General features: G+C 72.8%; 15 protein-coding genes. 6 read left to right on the top strand and 9 right to left on the bottom strand.

Annotated features, from left to right (window positions below):
- Positions 1-65: 65 nt before the first annotated feature.
- The 5 genes from B0675_RS20045 to B0675_RS20025 all read right to left on the bottom strand — a co-directional run bounded on the left by B0675_RS20045 (position 66) and on the right by B0675_RS20025 (position 5,113).
- Complete coding sequence (locus B0675_RS20045; RefSeq protein ID WP_107482681.1) at positions 66-1,334, bottom strand: ABC transporter substrate-binding protein; 1,269 nt, start codon at positions 1,332-1,334, stop codon at positions 66-68.
- Positions 1,331-2,377, bottom strand: coding sequence for a branched-chain amino acid ABC transporter permease (locus tag B0675_RS20040; protein WP_241539966.1), 1,047 nt, complete (start codon positions 2,375-2,377; stop codon positions 1,331-1,333). Before B0675_RS20040 ends, B0675_RS20045 begins: the two co-directional genes overlap by 4 nt.
- A 79-nt stretch (positions 2,378-2,456) precedes the next feature.
- Entirely contained in the window at positions 2,457-3,347 is an 891-nt protein-coding gene (locus B0675_RS20035; RefSeq protein ID WP_081220189.1) for a branched-chain amino acid ABC transporter permease, read from the bottom strand.
- Positions 3,344-4,129 (bottom strand): ABC transporter ATP-binding protein, encoded by a 786-nt coding sequence (locus tag B0675_RS20030; protein ID WP_081221895.1) that lies wholly within the window; start codon positions 4,127-4,129, stop codon positions 3,344-3,346. Before B0675_RS20030 ends, B0675_RS20035 begins: the two co-directional genes overlap by 4 nt.
- Positions 4,130-4,306: 177 nt before the next feature.
- On the bottom strand, positions 4,307-5,113 hold the full coding sequence (locus B0675_RS20025) for an ABC transporter ATP-binding protein (protein ID WP_081220188.1): 807 nt from the start codon (positions 5,111-5,113) through the stop codon (positions 4,307-4,309).
- Between the two features lie 180 nt (positions 5,114-5,293).
- On the opposite strand from B0675_RS20025, the gene B0675_RS20020 reads away from it, so the two are divergent.
- The gene (locus B0675_RS20020; RefSeq protein WP_081220187.1) at positions 5,294-6,544 is read left to right on the top strand and encodes a helix-turn-helix domain-containing protein; all 1,251 of its coding nucleotides are present in this window, start codon (positions 5,294-5,296) and stop codon (positions 6,542-6,544) included.
- Between the two features lie 150 nt (positions 6,545-6,694).
- Here B0675_RS20020 and B0675_RS20010 read toward each other — a convergent pair whose 3' ends face one another.
- Positions 6,695-7,831 (bottom strand): glycerate kinase, encoded by a 1,137-nt coding sequence (locus tag B0675_RS20010; protein ID WP_241539818.1) that lies wholly within the window; start codon positions 7,829-7,831, stop codon positions 6,695-6,697.
- Between the two features lie 277 nt (positions 7,832-8,108).
- Here B0675_RS20010 and B0675_RS20005 point away from each other — a divergent pair, with 277 nt between their 5' ends.
- Positions 8,109-8,603, top strand: coding sequence for an NUDIX hydrolase (locus B0675_RS20005; protein ID WP_081220184.1), 495 nt, complete (start codon positions 8,109-8,111; stop codon positions 8,601-8,603).
- Positions 8,604-8,619: 16 nt separating this feature from the next.
- On the opposite strand, the gene B0675_RS20000 is transcribed toward B0675_RS20005, so the two are convergent.
- Positions 8,620-8,904, bottom strand: a complete 285-nt coding sequence (locus tag B0675_RS20000) for an SHOCT domain-containing protein (protein ID WP_081220183.1) — start codon at positions 8,902-8,904, stop codon at positions 8,620-8,622.
- Positions 8,905-9,215: 311 nt separating this feature from the next.
- Here B0675_RS20000 and B0675_RS19995 point away from each other — a divergent pair, with 311 nt between their 5' ends.
- Positions 9,216-9,644: a hypothetical protein gene (locus tag B0675_RS19995; RefSeq protein WP_081220182.1), complete on the top strand. Its 429-nt coding sequence runs from the start codon at positions 9,216-9,218 to the stop codon at positions 9,642-9,644.
- 124 nt (positions 9,645-9,768) lie between these two features.
- Here the strand turns inward: B0675_RS19995 and B0675_RS19990 are convergent, their stop codons facing one another.
- Together B0675_RS19990 and B0675_RS19985 are read right to left on the bottom strand one after the other, a co-directional pair.
- A complete protein-coding gene (locus B0675_RS19990) occupies positions 9,769-10,188 on the bottom strand; it encodes a DUF6325 family protein (protein WP_081221894.1) in 420 nt (139 codons plus the stop codon).
- 143 nt (positions 10,189-10,331) lie between these two features.
- Entirely contained in the window at positions 10,332-10,976 is a 645-nt protein-coding gene (locus B0675_RS19985) for a GAP family protein (RefSeq protein ID WP_081220181.1), read from the bottom strand.
- A gap of 264 nt (positions 10,977-11,240) precedes the next feature.
- Between B0675_RS19985 and B0675_RS19980 the strand changes: the two genes are divergently transcribed.
- The 3 genes from B0675_RS19980 to B0675_RS19970 all read left to right on the top strand — a co-directional run bounded on the left by B0675_RS19980 (position 11,241) and on the right by B0675_RS19970 (position 15,352).
- On the top strand, positions 11,241-12,659 hold the full coding sequence (locus tag B0675_RS19980; RefSeq protein WP_081220180.1) for a DUF2252 domain-containing protein: 1,419 nt from the start codon (positions 11,241-11,243) through the stop codon (positions 12,657-12,659).
- 13 nt (positions 12,660-12,672) lie between these two features.
- Positions 12,673-14,502, top strand: coding sequence for a glycoside hydrolase family 15 protein (locus tag B0675_RS19975; RefSeq protein ID WP_081220179.1), 1,830 nt, complete (start codon positions 12,673-12,675; stop codon positions 14,500-14,502).
- Between the two features lie 115 nt (positions 14,503-14,617).
- Positions 14,618-15,352, top strand: a complete 735-nt coding sequence (locus B0675_RS19970) for a Sir2 family NAD-dependent protein deacetylase (RefSeq protein WP_081220178.1) — start codon at positions 14,618-14,620, stop codon at positions 15,350-15,352.
- Positions 15,353-15,360 lie beyond the last annotated feature (8 nt).

The raw sequence follows: 15,360 nt of genomic DNA, 5'->3' as shown, positions 1-15,360 counted from the left end.
CGCGTACATCGTCACAAGGGCCCCGAACCATCCGGTTCGGGGCCCTTGTGCGTCAGCGGGACGGGTCAGGAGGCGCCGGGGGTGTATCCCTGGGCTGCGGACGAGGCCTCGGCCTCCTGGACGACCTTCATGCCGCCCACGGCGCTCTTGTCGGGCCGCAGGATGACGCTCTCCTTGGAGGAGGCGGCCTTCGGGTCGCCGAAGTTCTGGGTGACGCCGAAGCCCGGGTCGAACGCGTCGATGGTCAGCAGGGCCTTGTCCACGCCCTCACGGGTGAGGTCCTTGGCGGCGCAGGCCTTCTTCAGGGCCTCACCGAACGCCGAGGCGGCGGTCCAGCCGGCCACCACGCCGTTGTCCAGGCTGTCCTTCGGGTAGGCGGCCTTGTAGTCGGCGACCAGCTTCTTCGCCTGCGGGGTGTCGGCCCCGATCGGCAGCGAGGGCGAGGCCACGTAGTAGTTCGCCTCCAGCGCGGGCGCGGCGGGGGTGGCGAGGAGCTGCGGGGCGTACGCCGAGTTGTTCCCGATGATCGGGACCCCGAACCTGCTCGCCGCCGCGACCCCGACGAGCGAGGCCGCCTGGCGCGGGCCCGCGCTGATCACGATGGCCTTGACCCCGGCCTTCTTCAGGGCGACGACCTGCCCGGTCATGTCGTTGTCGGTCGGCTTGATCTTCTGCTCGACGACCTTGAGACCCGCCTTCTTCGCCATGTACCGGGAGCCGGTCAGGGCGTTCTCGCCGTAGTCCCCCTCGAAGTACACGTGCCCGACCTTGTCGCCCTTCTTGAGGCCCTTCTCCTTCATCAGGAAGTCGATCGCGTTGATCGTCTCGATGTCGTACGTGGAGCCGATGACCCGTATGTAGGGGCTGCCCAGCAGTGTCGCCGACCAGGCCTGCGGCAGCACGAGCGCCTTGTCCTGCCCGTCGATGCGCTGTTTGACGGCGGCCACGAAGGGCGAGCCGATGAACTGGGTGAAGCCCAGTACCTTCGGGGCCAGCTCCGTGTAGCCGGAGACGGCCTTCTGCGGGTCGTAGCCGTGGTCCCGTACGGTCAGCGCCAGTTTGTACCCGCAGACCCCGCCGTCGGCGTTGGTCTGCTTCACGTACAGCTGCTGGGCCTGGGTGACGCTCTTGCCGAGTGTCGCGTACACCCCGGTCATGTCGGTGAGCACGCCGAGGTTGATCGTCTTGCCGGAGATCCCGTCGCCGGTCTTCACCCCGCCGGCCGCGGGCTTGCCGGCGCCGTCGTCGTCCTTGGCCTTGGAGCTGCAGCCGGCCAGCACGAGCAGTGCGGCCAGCGCCCCGGCGGCCATCCTGGCCGTATGTGTCGTTCTCATCGTTCCTCCCCTGCAGTGGCCCCGGGACGGGGCCGGACACGGAACCGGGCGGCCACCCTGACCAGGCCGCCCGGCAGAAAGAGCACCACCGCCACGACGGCGGCGCCGTACAGGTACCGGGCTGCCTCACCGGGTGCGACCCCGCCGGTGCCCGGGTCGGAGACCAGGGGCAGCGCGTCGCTGTAGCGGGTGAGCAGCTGGGGCAGCAGCGAGACGAAGACGGCTCCCACCACCGCCCCCGAGACCGAACCGAGCCCGCCGATGACGATCATGGCGAGGTATTCGAGCGAGAGCGTGATCCCGAAGTAGTCGGGCACCGTCCGCTGGAAGACGAGCGCGAGCAGCACCCCCGCGAGTCCCGCGTACATCGAGGACAGGACGAACACGGCGGCGCGGTAGCGGGCGACCGGCACGCCGATCACCCCGGCCGCGATCCGGTGGTCGCGGATCGCGTTCATGGCCCGCCCCGGGCGGCCGCGCAGCACCCCGCGGGCGAACAGCCCGCAGCCGAGGAGCAGCACGAGACCCGCGTACCAGAGCTTCTCCGCCGAACCGAAGGGCACGGCCGCGACGACGACCTCGCGCTCGTCGAAGGTGAGGCCGAAGAGGCTCAGCGGCGGTACGTCGCGGCCGTTGAAGCCGCCGGTCAGATCCGTCGCGTTGAACAGGACGTGCTGCCCGATGAAGATCAGGGCGAGCGTGGCGATGCCGAGGTAGGCGCCGCGCAGCCGGCCCGCGATCGGGCTGAACAGTCCTCCGGCGATCCCGGAGACGGCCACGGCGAGCACGGCCGCCAGCCAGGTCGGCAGCCCCAGGCCGGTCAGGCCCCCGCCTCCGTCGGCGGCGAACACGCAGTAGCCGTAGGCGCCGACCGCGAGGAAGAAGGCGTGGCCCATGGAGAGCTGGCCGGTCGCGCCGGTGAGGAGGTTCAGGCCGATGGCGCCGATCGCGGCGGCCATCGCGAACAGTCCCGCCTGGAGCCAGAACCGGTCGAGGTAGAACGGCAGGGCCGCCAGCAGCAGACCACCGGCCACCCACAGCAGGGGCCGGACCCCGGGCCGCCGGACGGCCCGGCGTGGAGCGGTCGGCGGCGCGCTGCTCGCCTCGTCGCGGGTGAGGACCTCAGACACGGGCGAGCTCCTTCGTACCGAACAGCCCGGCGGGCCGGATGAGCAGGATCGCGACCATCACGAGGTAGGGCGCGAGGTCGCCGAGGCCGCGCCCGAGGAAGGTGAGGTCGCTCTGGTAGCCGGTGGCGAGCGACTCGGTGACCCCGACGAGGAGGCCGCCGACGAGTGCGCCGGTCGTCGAGTCGAGGCCGCCGAGGATCGCCGCGGGGAACGCCTTGAGCGCGGCGAGCGAGGTGGCGCGTTCCAGTCCGGGCGTCGGGAAGACGGTCAGGAAGAGCGCGGCGACGGCGGCGAGAGCGCCCGCGACCGCCCAGGCGCCCAGCGACACCCGCCCGAGGCGCACGCCCATCAGCGCCGCGGTCTCCGGGCTCTCGGCGGCGGCCCGCATGGCCACCCCCCAGGAGGTGAAGCGGAAGGCGAGCAGGAACACCGTGATCAGCAGGGCCGCGGTGACGAGCGCTGCGATCCGGGTGTGCGCGAGGGAGACCGGTCCGACGGTGAGGACGGCGTTGCCCCAGGGGTCGCCCATCGCGAGGACGTCCGTGCCGATGCGCCGGGTCAGTTCGGTGGTGAGCAGGATGTCGACGCCGATGGTGACGATGGCGAGGACGCTCTGGTCGGTGCCCCGGTAGCGCCGCATCACGAGGAACTCCACGGCCGCCCCCACCAGGGCCGCGCCCGCGACCCCGGCGAGCAGGGCGGGCCAGAAGCCGATGTCGTCGTGGAGGGTCGCGGTGACGTAGCCGCCCGCGAGGAGCAGCGAGGCGTGCGCGAAGTTCACGACCTCGGTGGCGCGGAAGATGACGACGAAGCCGAGGGCGATGAGGGCGTAGACGGAGCCCATGGACAGGCCGTTGAGCAGGAGTTCGACGAAGGTGCTCATGAAGCGGTCTCCTCTGGCTCGGCGCGCTCGCCCAGGTAGGCCCGCACCACCGCCGGGTCGTTCTGTACGTCTGCGGGGGCGCCGTCGGCGATACGGCGCCCGAAGTCCAGTACGGTCACCGCGTCCGCGAGCCGCATCACCACCCCCATGTCGTGTTCCACCAGGACGATCGAGATGCCGAGGCTGTCGCGGACGCCCGCGACGACCGCCGCGGTACGGCGCCGTTCGTCGGCGGTCATGCCGGCGACGGGCTCGTCGAGGAGCAGCACCCGGGGCTCCATGCACAGCGCCCGTGCCAGCTCGGCGAGTTTCTGTTGCCCGTAGGGGAGGGAGCCGGCGGGCCGGTCGAGCTGTCCTTCGATGCCGACGAACGCGGCGATCTCGCGGACGCGTTCGCGGTGCCGCCGGTCCTCACGGGCCGCCGCGGGCAGCCGCAGTCCGGCGGCGAGGAAACCGGTGCGGGTCAGCCGGTGCCGGCCGAGCAGCAGGCAGTCCTCGACGGTGGCGTGCGGCGGCAGGGCGAGGTTCTGGAAGATGCGGGCCACGCCGAGACCGGCGATGCGGTGCGGGGGCAGCCCGGTCAGTTCGCGGTCGCCGAGCCGGACGCTGCCGGAGGCGGGCCGGCAGACACCGGACAGCACGTTGAAGCAGGTCGACTTGCCCGCGCCGTTCGGTCCGATCAGGGCGTGCACGGTGCCGGGGCGGACGGTGAAGCCGACCGCGTCGAGTGCGGTCAGCCCGGCGAACCGGACCGTCACATCCGTGACCTCCAGGGCCGGGATGCCGGGGTCCGCGCCGTCCCGGGCGCCGCCGGCTCCCCCGGTGCCGGGGCCGGGTCCGTGTCCGGGCGGGCCGGCCGGGGCGTCCGGTGCGGGCCCGGCCGGCTGCCCCGTCCGTGCCGCGCCGGTGGTCTGCGTGGTGTCGTGCGGTGCCGTTGCGTCGCGTTCCTGCACGGCGGCTCACCCCTTCCAGCGGGACAGGGACGGAAGGCCGTCGCGTGCGGTCGCCCCGTCGGCCGCCGCGTCCTCGTCGACGACGCCGAGGTAGCGGCGGCGCACCTCGTCGGAGGCGGCGAGTTCGTCCGCGGCCCCCGACAGGGTCACCTCGCCGACCTCCAGCACGTAGGCGGTGGTGGCGAGCCTCAGGGCGAGGGCGGCGTTCTGTTCGACGAGCAGGACGGAGGTGCCCTGTTCGTTGATCTCCCGCACGGTGTCGGCGATCCGCGCGGCCATCAGCGGGGCGAGCCCGAGCGAGGGTTCGTCGAGCAGCAGCACCTTGGGGGCGCCCATCAGGGCACGGCCCACGGCGAGCATCTGCTGTTCCCCTCCGGACAGCAGCCCCGCCCGTTGCTGGGCGCGGTCGGCGAGCACCGGGAACAGGTCGTGAACGCGGCGCAGGGCCCGCGCCCGGTCGGCCCGGCCGCCGCTGCCGCCGAGCGCCCCGGCGCGCAGGTTGTCCGCGACGGTCATCCGGGCGAACACCCGCCGTCCCTCCGGGACCTGGGACACCCCGGCGGCCACCACCCGGTCCGGCGCCAGCCGGTCCAGCGGCCGTCCTCCCAGCGTGACCGTGCCGCCGGTCACCGCTCCCCCGTGGAAGGAGAGCGTCCGGCACACCGCCCGCAGGAGCGTCGACTTGCCCGCGCCGTTGCCGCCGAGGACCGTCACGACGGTCCCCTCGGGCACCTCCAACGACACGTGGCGCAGTGCGCGTACGGGGCCGTATCCGACCGACAGTTCCCGCACGAGCAGAGCGGAACCGCCCATGGCACCTCCCTTGTTCTCGCTCGGTGTGGCGCTCACCTCAGCACCGGCGCACCGGCCCGTCCACGGCCCGCGCCCGAATCGCGGCGGCAGCCCAGCGGGGGTGCCCGCCCGTTGTGCACGCGCACAACACCGCGTGTCAGGGGCCTGTGCGGGCCCCTGCCGGGGTGGCATCCTCCGGCCATGGGTGGGCGCAGACCGCGAACCGGTCATGACTGGAAGCTGCTCGCGGAGTCGTGTGTGGCTCTGCTGGAACGGCTGCCCGAGCTCGTCGACGAGCACATCAGGCAGCTCACCGAGTACTCCCCCGTCTACGGGCAGGTGCTGCCGCACGACCAGCAGTGGCGGGAGGCGGAGACCGCGATGCGCATCGGCATCCAGGCCATCTCCGCGCCGCGGGACTCACCGCGCCGCGATCTGGAGCACGCCGAGGAGGCCGGCCGGCGGCGGGCCCAGCAGGGGCTGCCGCTCGAACTCCTCGTGCACGCCTACCGATCCGCGGGCTATCTGGTGTGGGACGCGCTGATGGAGAGCGCGGCGAGCCGGGAGCCCGAGCGGCTCTCCGTGCTCATGCGGTGCGCCACGATGGTGTGGTCGGCGGTCGACGTGCAGGCCGCGACCGCCTCGGAGTCCTATCTCGCGACCGAACGGGAACTGCGGCGGCGCACCGACGAACAGTTGCAGGCCCTGCTCGACGCGCTGCTGGAGGGTCAGGAGGCCCCGGGGCTCGCGGCCCGGGCCGCCGCCGGGCTCGATCTTCCGGAGCACGGCCCGTACGCCGTCGTCGTCCTGCGCACCGAGCGCCATGACGCGCGGGACGGACGGGACGCGCGGGAGGGGCGGGACGGCTGTGTCCGGCCGATGCTCGGCGCGGGGCTGCGGTTCATCTGGCGGATGCGGGCCGACTGCGAGATCGGCGTGGTGGCGCTGGACCCCGGGCAGGGCCTGGACGCCGTGGCCCGGCTGCTGGACGGACGGCGCTCGGGTCCGGGCGGGATCAGCCCGGTCGTGTCGGGGCTCGGCGAGCTGGGGCGGGCGCGGCGCTGGGCGGAGCTGGCGCTGCGCACGTGCCTGCCGGACGCGACCGGTGTCGTACGCCTCGACCAGCGGATGGCGACCGCGCTGGTGGTGAGCCAGCCGGAACTGGCGGGCCGGCTGGTGTCGGACGTGTTCGGCGCGCTGCTGGAGCTCGAACCCGGCGACCGGGCCGTGCTGATCGAGACGCTGGACATGTGGCTGGCCTGCGAGGGCTCGGCGGGCCGGGCCGCGGCCCGCCTGTACTGCCACCGGAACACCGTCTTCAACCGGCTGCGCCGCCTGGAGCAGCTGACGTCCCGCTCCCTGGCCCGCCCCCGCGACCTGATCGAGATGACCCTGGCCCTGGACGCGTACCGCCTGGCGGGAACGGGATCGGGACCGGCGACGGCGCGGTGAGCCGGGCCGCCACCGCCGGAGGGTACGGGTGGCGGGCGCCCGGTCCGAGAGCCCGGGGAGGGCCGCCGCGGGCGGTACGGGGGCGGTGTGGGGGCCTGCGGGGCGGCTCCGGCCGGGACCCGGGGGCCGTGGCCGGTGCGCCCCGTGCGGTCAGGCCAGGAAGTCGCGCCCGATGTTCTCCGCGACGCGTTCCAGGATGGGGCCCGCGTCGGCGATGCACTTGGCGATGTCGGGCTCGACCTCGGTGAGGGGGTAGGCCCGCCGGATCCCGGCGGTGCCGAGGGCCTCCGGCCGCAGGGCGAGCCGGCCGCAGACCGCGACGACGTCCTTGCCCCCGGCGCGGGCGGCGGCCGCGACCCCGGCGGGAGCCTTGCCGTGCAGGGTCTGCTCGTCGAGTGACCCCTCGCCGGTGATCACCAGGGTGGCCCGCTCCAGCGCGGGCGCGAACCCGAGGACGTCGAGCATGACCTCGATCCCGGCCCGGAAGCGTGCGCCGAGGACGAGTGCGCCGTAGCCGATGCCGCCCGCGGCACCCGCGCCGGGCGCGGCGGCGTACTCGGCGGCCTTCGGCCCGATCGCCTTCTCCAGAACCGTGGCGAAGTGCGCGAGCGCGGCGTCCAGCGTCGCCACGTCGTCGGGGCTCGCGCCCTTCTGCGGGCCGTAGACGGCGGGCGCGCCCTTGGGCCCCGTCAGCGGGTTGTCCACGTCGCTGGCGAGGACGAGGTCGACGGAGGCGAGCCGCTCGTCCAGGCCGGACAGGTCCACGGTGTCCACGTCACGCAGCGCGGCGCCGCCGGGTGCCACCGGCGTGCCGTCCGCGTCGAGGAAGCGCGCGCCGAGCGCGGCCAGCATGCCCGCGCCGCCGTCCGTGGTCGCGCTGCCGCCGACACCGAAGACGATGGTGCGCGCACCGGCGTCGAGCGCGGCGCGCAGCAGTTCACCGGACCCGTACGTCGAGGCCGTGAGGGGCGCGAAGACACCCTCGGGCAGCCGCTGCAAGCCGCTCGCCTCGGCCATCTCCACCACCGCGGTGTCCCCGCGCAGCGCGTACGCGGCGGTCACCTCGTCGCCCAGCGGCCCGGCGACCCGCACCTCGCGGCGCTCGAAGCCGGCCGCGACCGCCGCGTCGACGGTGCCGTCTCCGCCGTCCGCCACGGGCAGCGACTCGACCTCGATCTGCGGCACGGCCCGGCGCAGTCCGGCCGTCACACGCTCCGCGACCTGTACGGCCGTCAGCGATCCCTTGAACTTGTCCGCGGCGATGAGCACACGGGGGGTCCGATCCACTGCAGCGTCCGCCACCTTGCATTCCCCTTGCTTTCGGGCCTTGCACACGTCAAGGCAGTCGCGCCGCTGCGACCTTAACCGCAGGAAGCCCTCGCCGTCATGCCCCGCCCGACCTGCGGGACGGCCCGCGGCCGCGCTCCCGGCCCCGCGCCGGGGGCCCGCGGAACGTGACGCTCGGTGACGGGCGGGCCGGGGTGTGCGGCCGGTCGAGGCGGGCGTGCGGGCGCCCGGGGCCGCGCGTCCGGGCTGTGGGCGGCGGCCTCGCTACCCTTTCCGGATGACCACTTCGGACTTCGCCGCGTACATCGCCGGCCTGCCGCGTGTGCTCGCCGCGGCCGCCGCTCTCTTCCGCGACGCCGAAGGGAACGTCCTGCTCGTCGAGCCGAACTATCGCGAGGGCTGGGGTCTTCCGGGCGGCACGGTGGAGTCGGACGACGGCGAGAGTCCGCGCCAGGGAGCGCGCCGTGAGACGGCCGAGGAGATCGGCCTCGACGTGGAACTCGGCCGGCTCCTGGCGGTCGACTGGGTGCGGGGACCCGGCCGCCCGCCGCTGGTGGCCTACCTGTACGACGGCGGCGTCCTCGGCGACGGCGACTTCGACGCGATCCGGCTGCAGGAGGAGGAGCTGCTGTCCTGGCGTCTGGTGCCGCGCGCGGAGCTGTCCGCCTATCTGCCGGGCGCCTCGGGCCGGCGCGTCCTCGTGGCGCTGGACGTGCTGCAGCGGGAGGGCGCGGGAGCGGCGGAGCTGGAGAACGGCCACCGGGTGGGCTGAACGCCCGAGGAACCGCTCAGCCGAGGATGCGGCGCTTCTGCTCCTCGAACTCCGCCTCGGTGAGGACGCCCTGGTTCTTGAGGTCGCCCAGCTGCTTCAGCTGGTCGATCTTGCTGGTCATGTCGGCGCCGGGCGGCGGGGGCGGGGGCGCGGCGGCCGGCGCGGGCTCCTGGTAGGCCTGGGCCGGCGCCTCCTGCTGGGCCCAGCGCCCCGCCTGACGGCGTGACACGCGGTTGGAGACGGCGGTGGCCGTACCGGCCACCACGGCGGTGCGGGCGACCCCGCGAAGGAGACCTGGCACGGCGTTTTCCTTTCACGCACAAAGCAATCAGAAGAGCCGGAACGGAATTCCGCCGCGCGCCCGTTCCTGCCGGCGCGCGGAGCATTCCGACGCCTGACGCGCACGGTCGGAAGAAATCCCTGCGTTCCGGGTCGGACCGCTCCGGACAGACCCTTCCATTCCAGCACCGCGGGGCCTCTTCCGCACCTCGATCCGGGTTCGGCCTCCCCCCTTTCCCGAGATCTGCCGGTCCGTCATTCCCGTGGCAAGCTGAATCGTGGGCCACCGGCCGTCACCGGTCGATGGTGACGTCTAGGCACAAGGAGCTCGTGATGACTACGACGGATACGCACCGGCGCGACACCGGTGGCAGTTCGGGAACGTGGGTGTCCGGCTGGACCGCCTTCGCCGGGGTCATGATGATCTTCGGTGGCGCGATGGCCATCTTCGAGGGCATCTCCGCCATCGCGAAGGACGACGTCTTCGTCACCACGCGCAACTACACGTACAGCTTCAATCTGACGAGCTGGGGCTGGATCCACCTCGTCCTCGGCATCCTCGTCGTGATCGCGGGCCTCGCCCTGTTCCGGGGCATGCTGTGGGCCCGCATCGTCGGTGTCGCCCTGGCCGGCCTCTCCATGATCGCCAACTTCATGTGGCTGCCGTACCAGCCGGTGTGGGCGATCGTCCTCATCGCCATCGACGCGTTCGTCATCTGGGCGCTGTGTGTGGGCCCGGGCCGCGAGGCGCACGCCCGGTAGACCGCCGCGGCACCCCGGTCACCCGGGGTCCGACCTGACAGGGGAGTGGCCCCGCACCGTGGTGCGGGGCCACTCCCCTGTCAGGTCTTCGCTGCCGGCGGGCCGGGTCCTGCCGGGCCGGGTCCTATCCGGCGTCCGTCTCGTCGAGGGCGGCGAGGACGGCCGGTACGGGGATGCGGCCGGAGGCGACCATCTGGGCGCCGCCGCGGCGCAGGGCGGTGGCGAAGGGCGCGGCCCACAGGTTCTCGTAGACGAGGATGCCGGCGGAGTTGCCGGGCTCCAGCGCCTGGCCGGCCTCCGCGATGTCGTCCTCGCCCAGCAGGCCCGAGGAGGCGCCCTCGAACACGGCGAGGTCGAGTGCCCCGTCGCCGGTCAGGTCGGCGATCTCCAGGCCGACCACGGATCCGTCCTCGTCCTTCTTCACGAACAGCAGGTCGAGGATGCGGATGAGTCCGCGGTCCACCAGGTCGACCAGGAGGGGAAATCCCTCGCCGGTCATTCGGCTGCCGGGAAACTCGATGACCACATAGTCGATCGGTCCCATCTCGACGAATTCGTCTTCGCTCACGGCTTCATCCCTGGGTGGTCGCGGAATTCCCCCTGCCCCCCATTCCTCTCCATTGCAGCACCGGACGGATGCCGACGCACTTTCGCGATGTGCCGCGCACGCGGCCGGTGACGTACGCGTCACGCGGTCAGTCCGTAGATGCTCTTGCCGACCAGCCACAGGCCCAGGAACAGCACCAGCGACACGAGGGCCTGTTCCTGGTGGCTCTCCAGCCAGGTGCGCAGTTTCCCGAGCCGCACGGCGGCCGAGCGGGGGGCGAACGTCGCGTAGAGCTCCATGGCCAGCAGGCTGGACGAGGCCAACAGGCAGTAGCCCATGAGTGCCGCGTACGACGCGAAGTGCGCGAGGTCGGCCTCGACGACGGTGGCGGCGCCGGCCGCGACCATGCCCCAGGGCTGGAGGAGCAGCGCGAGACCGGCCGCGGACCACGGGGAGATGCGTTCGACGCGTGACATGAACCCGGAGGACCTGTGCCGTGTGCCGATCCGGCGGCGGGTGCGTTCCGCGTAGCAGAGGAGGCCGACGCCGACGGCCAGTTTGACGGCCAGGGCGGCGGTGGACGGCGAGGAGTTCGCGGCCGGTGGCTCGCCGCCGGTCATGAGCAGCACGACGGCGATGATGCCGACGAAGGTGGCGAGCCACGTGAGGAGGAAGGCGAGGCCCTTCCAGATGCCGTTGCGGGCCGAGAGCACCAGCACGAACCCGGTGACCGGCAGCGGGTTCAGGGCGATCGCCAGACCGATGAGGACCAGGTCAAGGACCATCGCCGCTCCCGCGTCTTCTCGCACGGCCCACCGTCGCGGCACCGCACACGTCCTCATCGTCCGCTCCCCCGTCCCGCTCCACAAATCAGCGGCGGGGCGGGGGCCGACGGGGTCCACCTGAGCGGCAGGGCGGGGACCGACCGGGGGTCCTCCCGCCGACTCGCCGGACATATCGCCCGGCGATACCGTGATGACGGGGCCGGGTGTCCTCTTCGACCGGCTTCGACCGGCGGGCCCGGACCACGACGCCAGGACGGTGGCCGTATGACCCCCAGACATCCGGCCGACGGCCGGACCCCGCACCGCACGCCGAAGGAACGGGCCGCGCTCGGCAAGGCCGCCCGCGCCTCGGTGCCCCGCTCCAGCCACGCGGACTTCACGCCCTCCCCGAAGCGGACCGACCCGGTGGACGTCGTGGAGGGGCAGTCGGCGAACCGGCTGTCCGAACTCGTCCCGATCCGCTACGGCCGGATGACCGAGTCGCCGTTCCGCTTCTACCGCGGGGCCGCCGCCATCATGGCCGCCGACCTAGCCGACACCCCCCGCTCCGGAATCAGGACCCAACTCTGCGGTGACGCCCACCTGTTGAACTTCCGGCTGCTCGCCTCCCCGGAGCGCCGGCTGATGTTCGACATCAACGACTTCGACGAGACGCTGCCGGGACCCTGGGAGTGGGACGTCAAGCGGCTGTCCGCCAGCTTCGTCATCGCGGGCCGGGCCAACGGCTTCAGCACCAAGGAGCGGGCCGCCATCGTGCGGGCGACCGTGCGCTCCTACCGGGAGTGGATGCGCCGCTTCGCGGAGATGGGCAACCTCCCCGTCTGGTACACGCAGTTCGACGAGGAGTGGGTGAAGACCCACTTCGCCGGGGAGCTGAGCGCGCGGGCCCGCGACCGCTGGTCGCAGTCGGCCGCCAAGGCACGGACCCGGGACAGCGCCCACGCCTTCGGCAAGCTCACCCACATCGTGGACGGCAGGGCCCGCATCACCTCGGACCCGCCGCTCATCACCCCGCTGGACGAGCTGCTCCCCGACGTCGAACGCAGCGCGCTGGAACGGGAGTTCCGCAGACTGCTCGGGCGCTACGGGCACAGCCTGAACTCGGACCGGCGGTTCCTGCTGGAGCAGTACCGGATCGCCGACGTGGCCCGCAAGGTAGTCGGCGTGGGCAGTGTGGGCACCCGCTGCTGGATCATCCTGCTGCTCGGCCGGGACGACGGCGATCCGCTGCTCCTCCAGGCCAAGGAGGCCGACGAATCGGTGCTCGCGCCGTTCGCCGGCGCCAGCGAATACCGCACGCAGGGCGAGCGGGTCGTCGCGGGGCAGCGGCTCATGCAGGCCACCAGCGACATCTTCCTCGGCTGGGAACGGGCCGACGGCATCGACGGCCGCCGACGGGACTTCTACCTGCGGCAGTTGAGGGACTGGAAGGGCATCGCGCAGCCCGAGGCCATGGTGCCGTCGGGCATGCGCGCCTTCGGCGAGCTCTGCGGCGCGACGCTGGCCCGCGCCCACGCCCGCTCGGGCGACCGGATCGCGATCGCCGCGTATCTGGGCGGCGGTGACGTCTTCGACCGCGCGCTGGCCACGTTCGCCGAGCGCTACGCCGACCAGAACGAGAAGGACCACCGGGCCCTCGTCGACGCCGTCCGCTCGGGACGGGTCGAGGCCCGGGCGGCCTGAGAAGGAGACCAGCATGGAACGCTATCCGCCGATCGCCGACCACGGGCTCATCGGGGACCTGCAGACGGCGGCTCTGGTGTCCTCCCAGGGCGTGATCAACTGGTTCGCGGCGCCGCGCTTCGACTCCCCCAGCGTCTTCGCCTCGCTCCTGGACCACGACGGCGGCGGGTACTTCCGGCTCGCGCCCGAGCACCCCGAGGGAAGCTGGAAACAGCTCTACTACCCGGACACCGCCCTGCTGGTGACCCGCTTCATGTCCCCGGACGGCGTGGGCGAGGTCATCGACCACATGCCGGTCCTCACCGACAGGACACCCTCGGACCGCCACACCATCGTGCGGGTGGTGCGCTGTGTGCGCGGCACCGTGCACTTCGCCCTGGAGTGCCGGCCCCGGTTCGACTACGCGCGGGCGGACCACGAACTCGAACTGACCGCCGACCGGGCCACGTTCCGGGCACCGGGCACGACGGCCCACCTCCAGGGCGGCATCCCGTTCGAGCGCGACGGGAAGGACGTCCGGGGCGGTATCACCCTGCGCAACGGGGAGACGGCGGGTGCCGTGTTCACGGTGTGCGGGGCGGACGACGACGCCCCGCCGGCACCCAGCGTCGACACGATCACCGAAGACCTGTGGAACAACGTCGACTTCTGGCAGCGATGGGTGCGCACCTCCAACTACCGGGGCCGCTGGACGGAGATGGTGCACCGCTCCGCGATCACCCTCAAGCTCCTCACGTACGCGCCCAGCGGCGCCCCGGTCGCCGCCGCCACGATGGGGCTGCCCGAGCAGGTCGGCGGGGAACGCAACTGGGACTACCGCTACACGTGGGTGCGGGACGGCTCCCTGTCGGTGCGCGCGCTCCTCGACCTCGGACACGTGGAGGAGGCGACGCAGTTCACGCACTGGCTCGGCGAACGTTTCGCGGACCGCGCGGGGACCGAGGGCGAGCCCCTCCAGATCATGTACCGGGTCGACGGGGACCCGCACCTGACGGAGGAGATCCTGGAGCACTTCGAGGGCTATCGCGGCTCCTCCCCCGTCCGCGTGGGCAACGCCGCCTCGGACCAGTTGCAGCTCGACATCTACGGCGAGGCCCTGTACGCCCTGGCGCAGGGCCGCGAGGTGGGCGAACAGGCGGGCTATCACGGCTGGAAGAGCCTGGCCGGCGTGCTCGACTGGCTCGCCGACTCCTGGGACCGGCCCGACGAGGGCATCTGGGAGACCCGCGGCGGCCGCAAGGACTTCACGTACAGCCGGGTGATGTGCTGGGCGGCCTTCGACCGGGGTCTGAAACTGGCCGCCGACTTCAGCAGGCCCGGCGACACCCAGCGCTGGACCCGGGCCAGGGACGCCATCCTCGAACAGGTCATGGAGCGGGGCTGGAGCGAGAAGGAACAGGCGCTGGTCCAGCAGTACGAGGACGACGTGCTGGACGCGTCACTGCTGCTGGCGCCCCGCGTCGGCTTCATCGCGCCGCGCAGCCCCGGCTGGCTGTCCACCCTCGACGCCATGGAACGCGTCCTCGTCTCCGACAGCCTGGTCTACCGCTACGACCCCGAGGCCTCGCCCGACGGACTGCGCGGATCCGAGGGGACGTTCAGCCTCTGCACGTTCCTGTACGTCGACGCCCTCGCCCGCGCGGGACGCCTCCCCCAGGCCCGGTACACGTTCGAGAAGATGCAGACGTACGCCAACCATGTCGGCCTGTTCGCGGAGGAGATCGGCCCGAGCGGCGAACAGCTCGGCAACGTCCCGCAGGCCTTCACCCACCTGTCGCTCATCATGGCGGCGACGACGCTGGACGAGTCCCTGGACCGCGCCCTCGACCCGCGGGCCCGCTGACCCGCCGCCCCTCCGACGTCCAGCACCTCTGGTCTCTGGTCTCTGGCCTCTGGCCTCTGGCCCGCGCGAGGATATCCGTTCGCCGCGCCGCCCCCGTCGCCCTACCCTCGACGACATGACCAGGCCCCTCGTCGCCGTCCTCAGTGGCGCAGGCATCTCCACCGACTCCGGCATCCCCGACTACCGCGGTCCGAACGGGCTGTGGCGGCAGGACCCGGAGGCCGAGAAGCTCGTCACCTACGAGTACTACATGGGCGATCCGGAGATCAGGCGGCGGGCCTGGCGGATGCGGCGGGACAGCGGGGCCCTCGGCGCGGAGCCGAACGGCGCGCACCGGGCGGTCGCGGAGCTGGAGAGGTCCGGGGTGCCGGTGCGGGTGATCACGCAGAACGTCGACGGGCTGCACCAGCTCGCCGGGATGCCCGCCCGCAAGGTCCTCGAACTGCACGGCACCGCGCGGGCCGTGGTGTGCACCGCGTGTCACGAGCGGACGCCCATGGAGGACGCCCTCGCCCGTGTCGACGCCGGTGAGGACGATCCCGTCTGCCTGGCCTGCGGCGGGATCCTCAAGCCGGCGACCGTGCTGTTCGGTGAACGGCTCGACCCGGTCGTCCTCGGTCAGGCGGCCGCGATCGCCAAGGCCTGCCAGGTGTTCATCGCCGTCGGCAGCAGTCTCCAGGTCCATCCCGCCGCCGGGCTCGCGGGCGTGGCCGCCGACCACGGGGCCCGCCTCGTCGTCGTCAACGCCGAGGCCACCCCGTACGACGAGATCGCCGACGAGGTCGTACGGGAGCCGATCGGCAGCGCGCTGCCCGCGCTGTTGGGCGCGCTCGGTTCCGAAGGCGGCTAGGGGTGCCG

This window comes from Streptomyces sp. M41(2017), assembly GCF_002078175.1.
In the GTDB taxonomy this organism is placed as follows: Bacteria; Actinomycetota; Actinomycetes; order Streptomycetales; family Streptomycetaceae; genus Streptomyces.
Note: the sequence above shows the minus strand (reverse complement) of the source record. Positions and strands in the feature narration are given on the sequence as shown.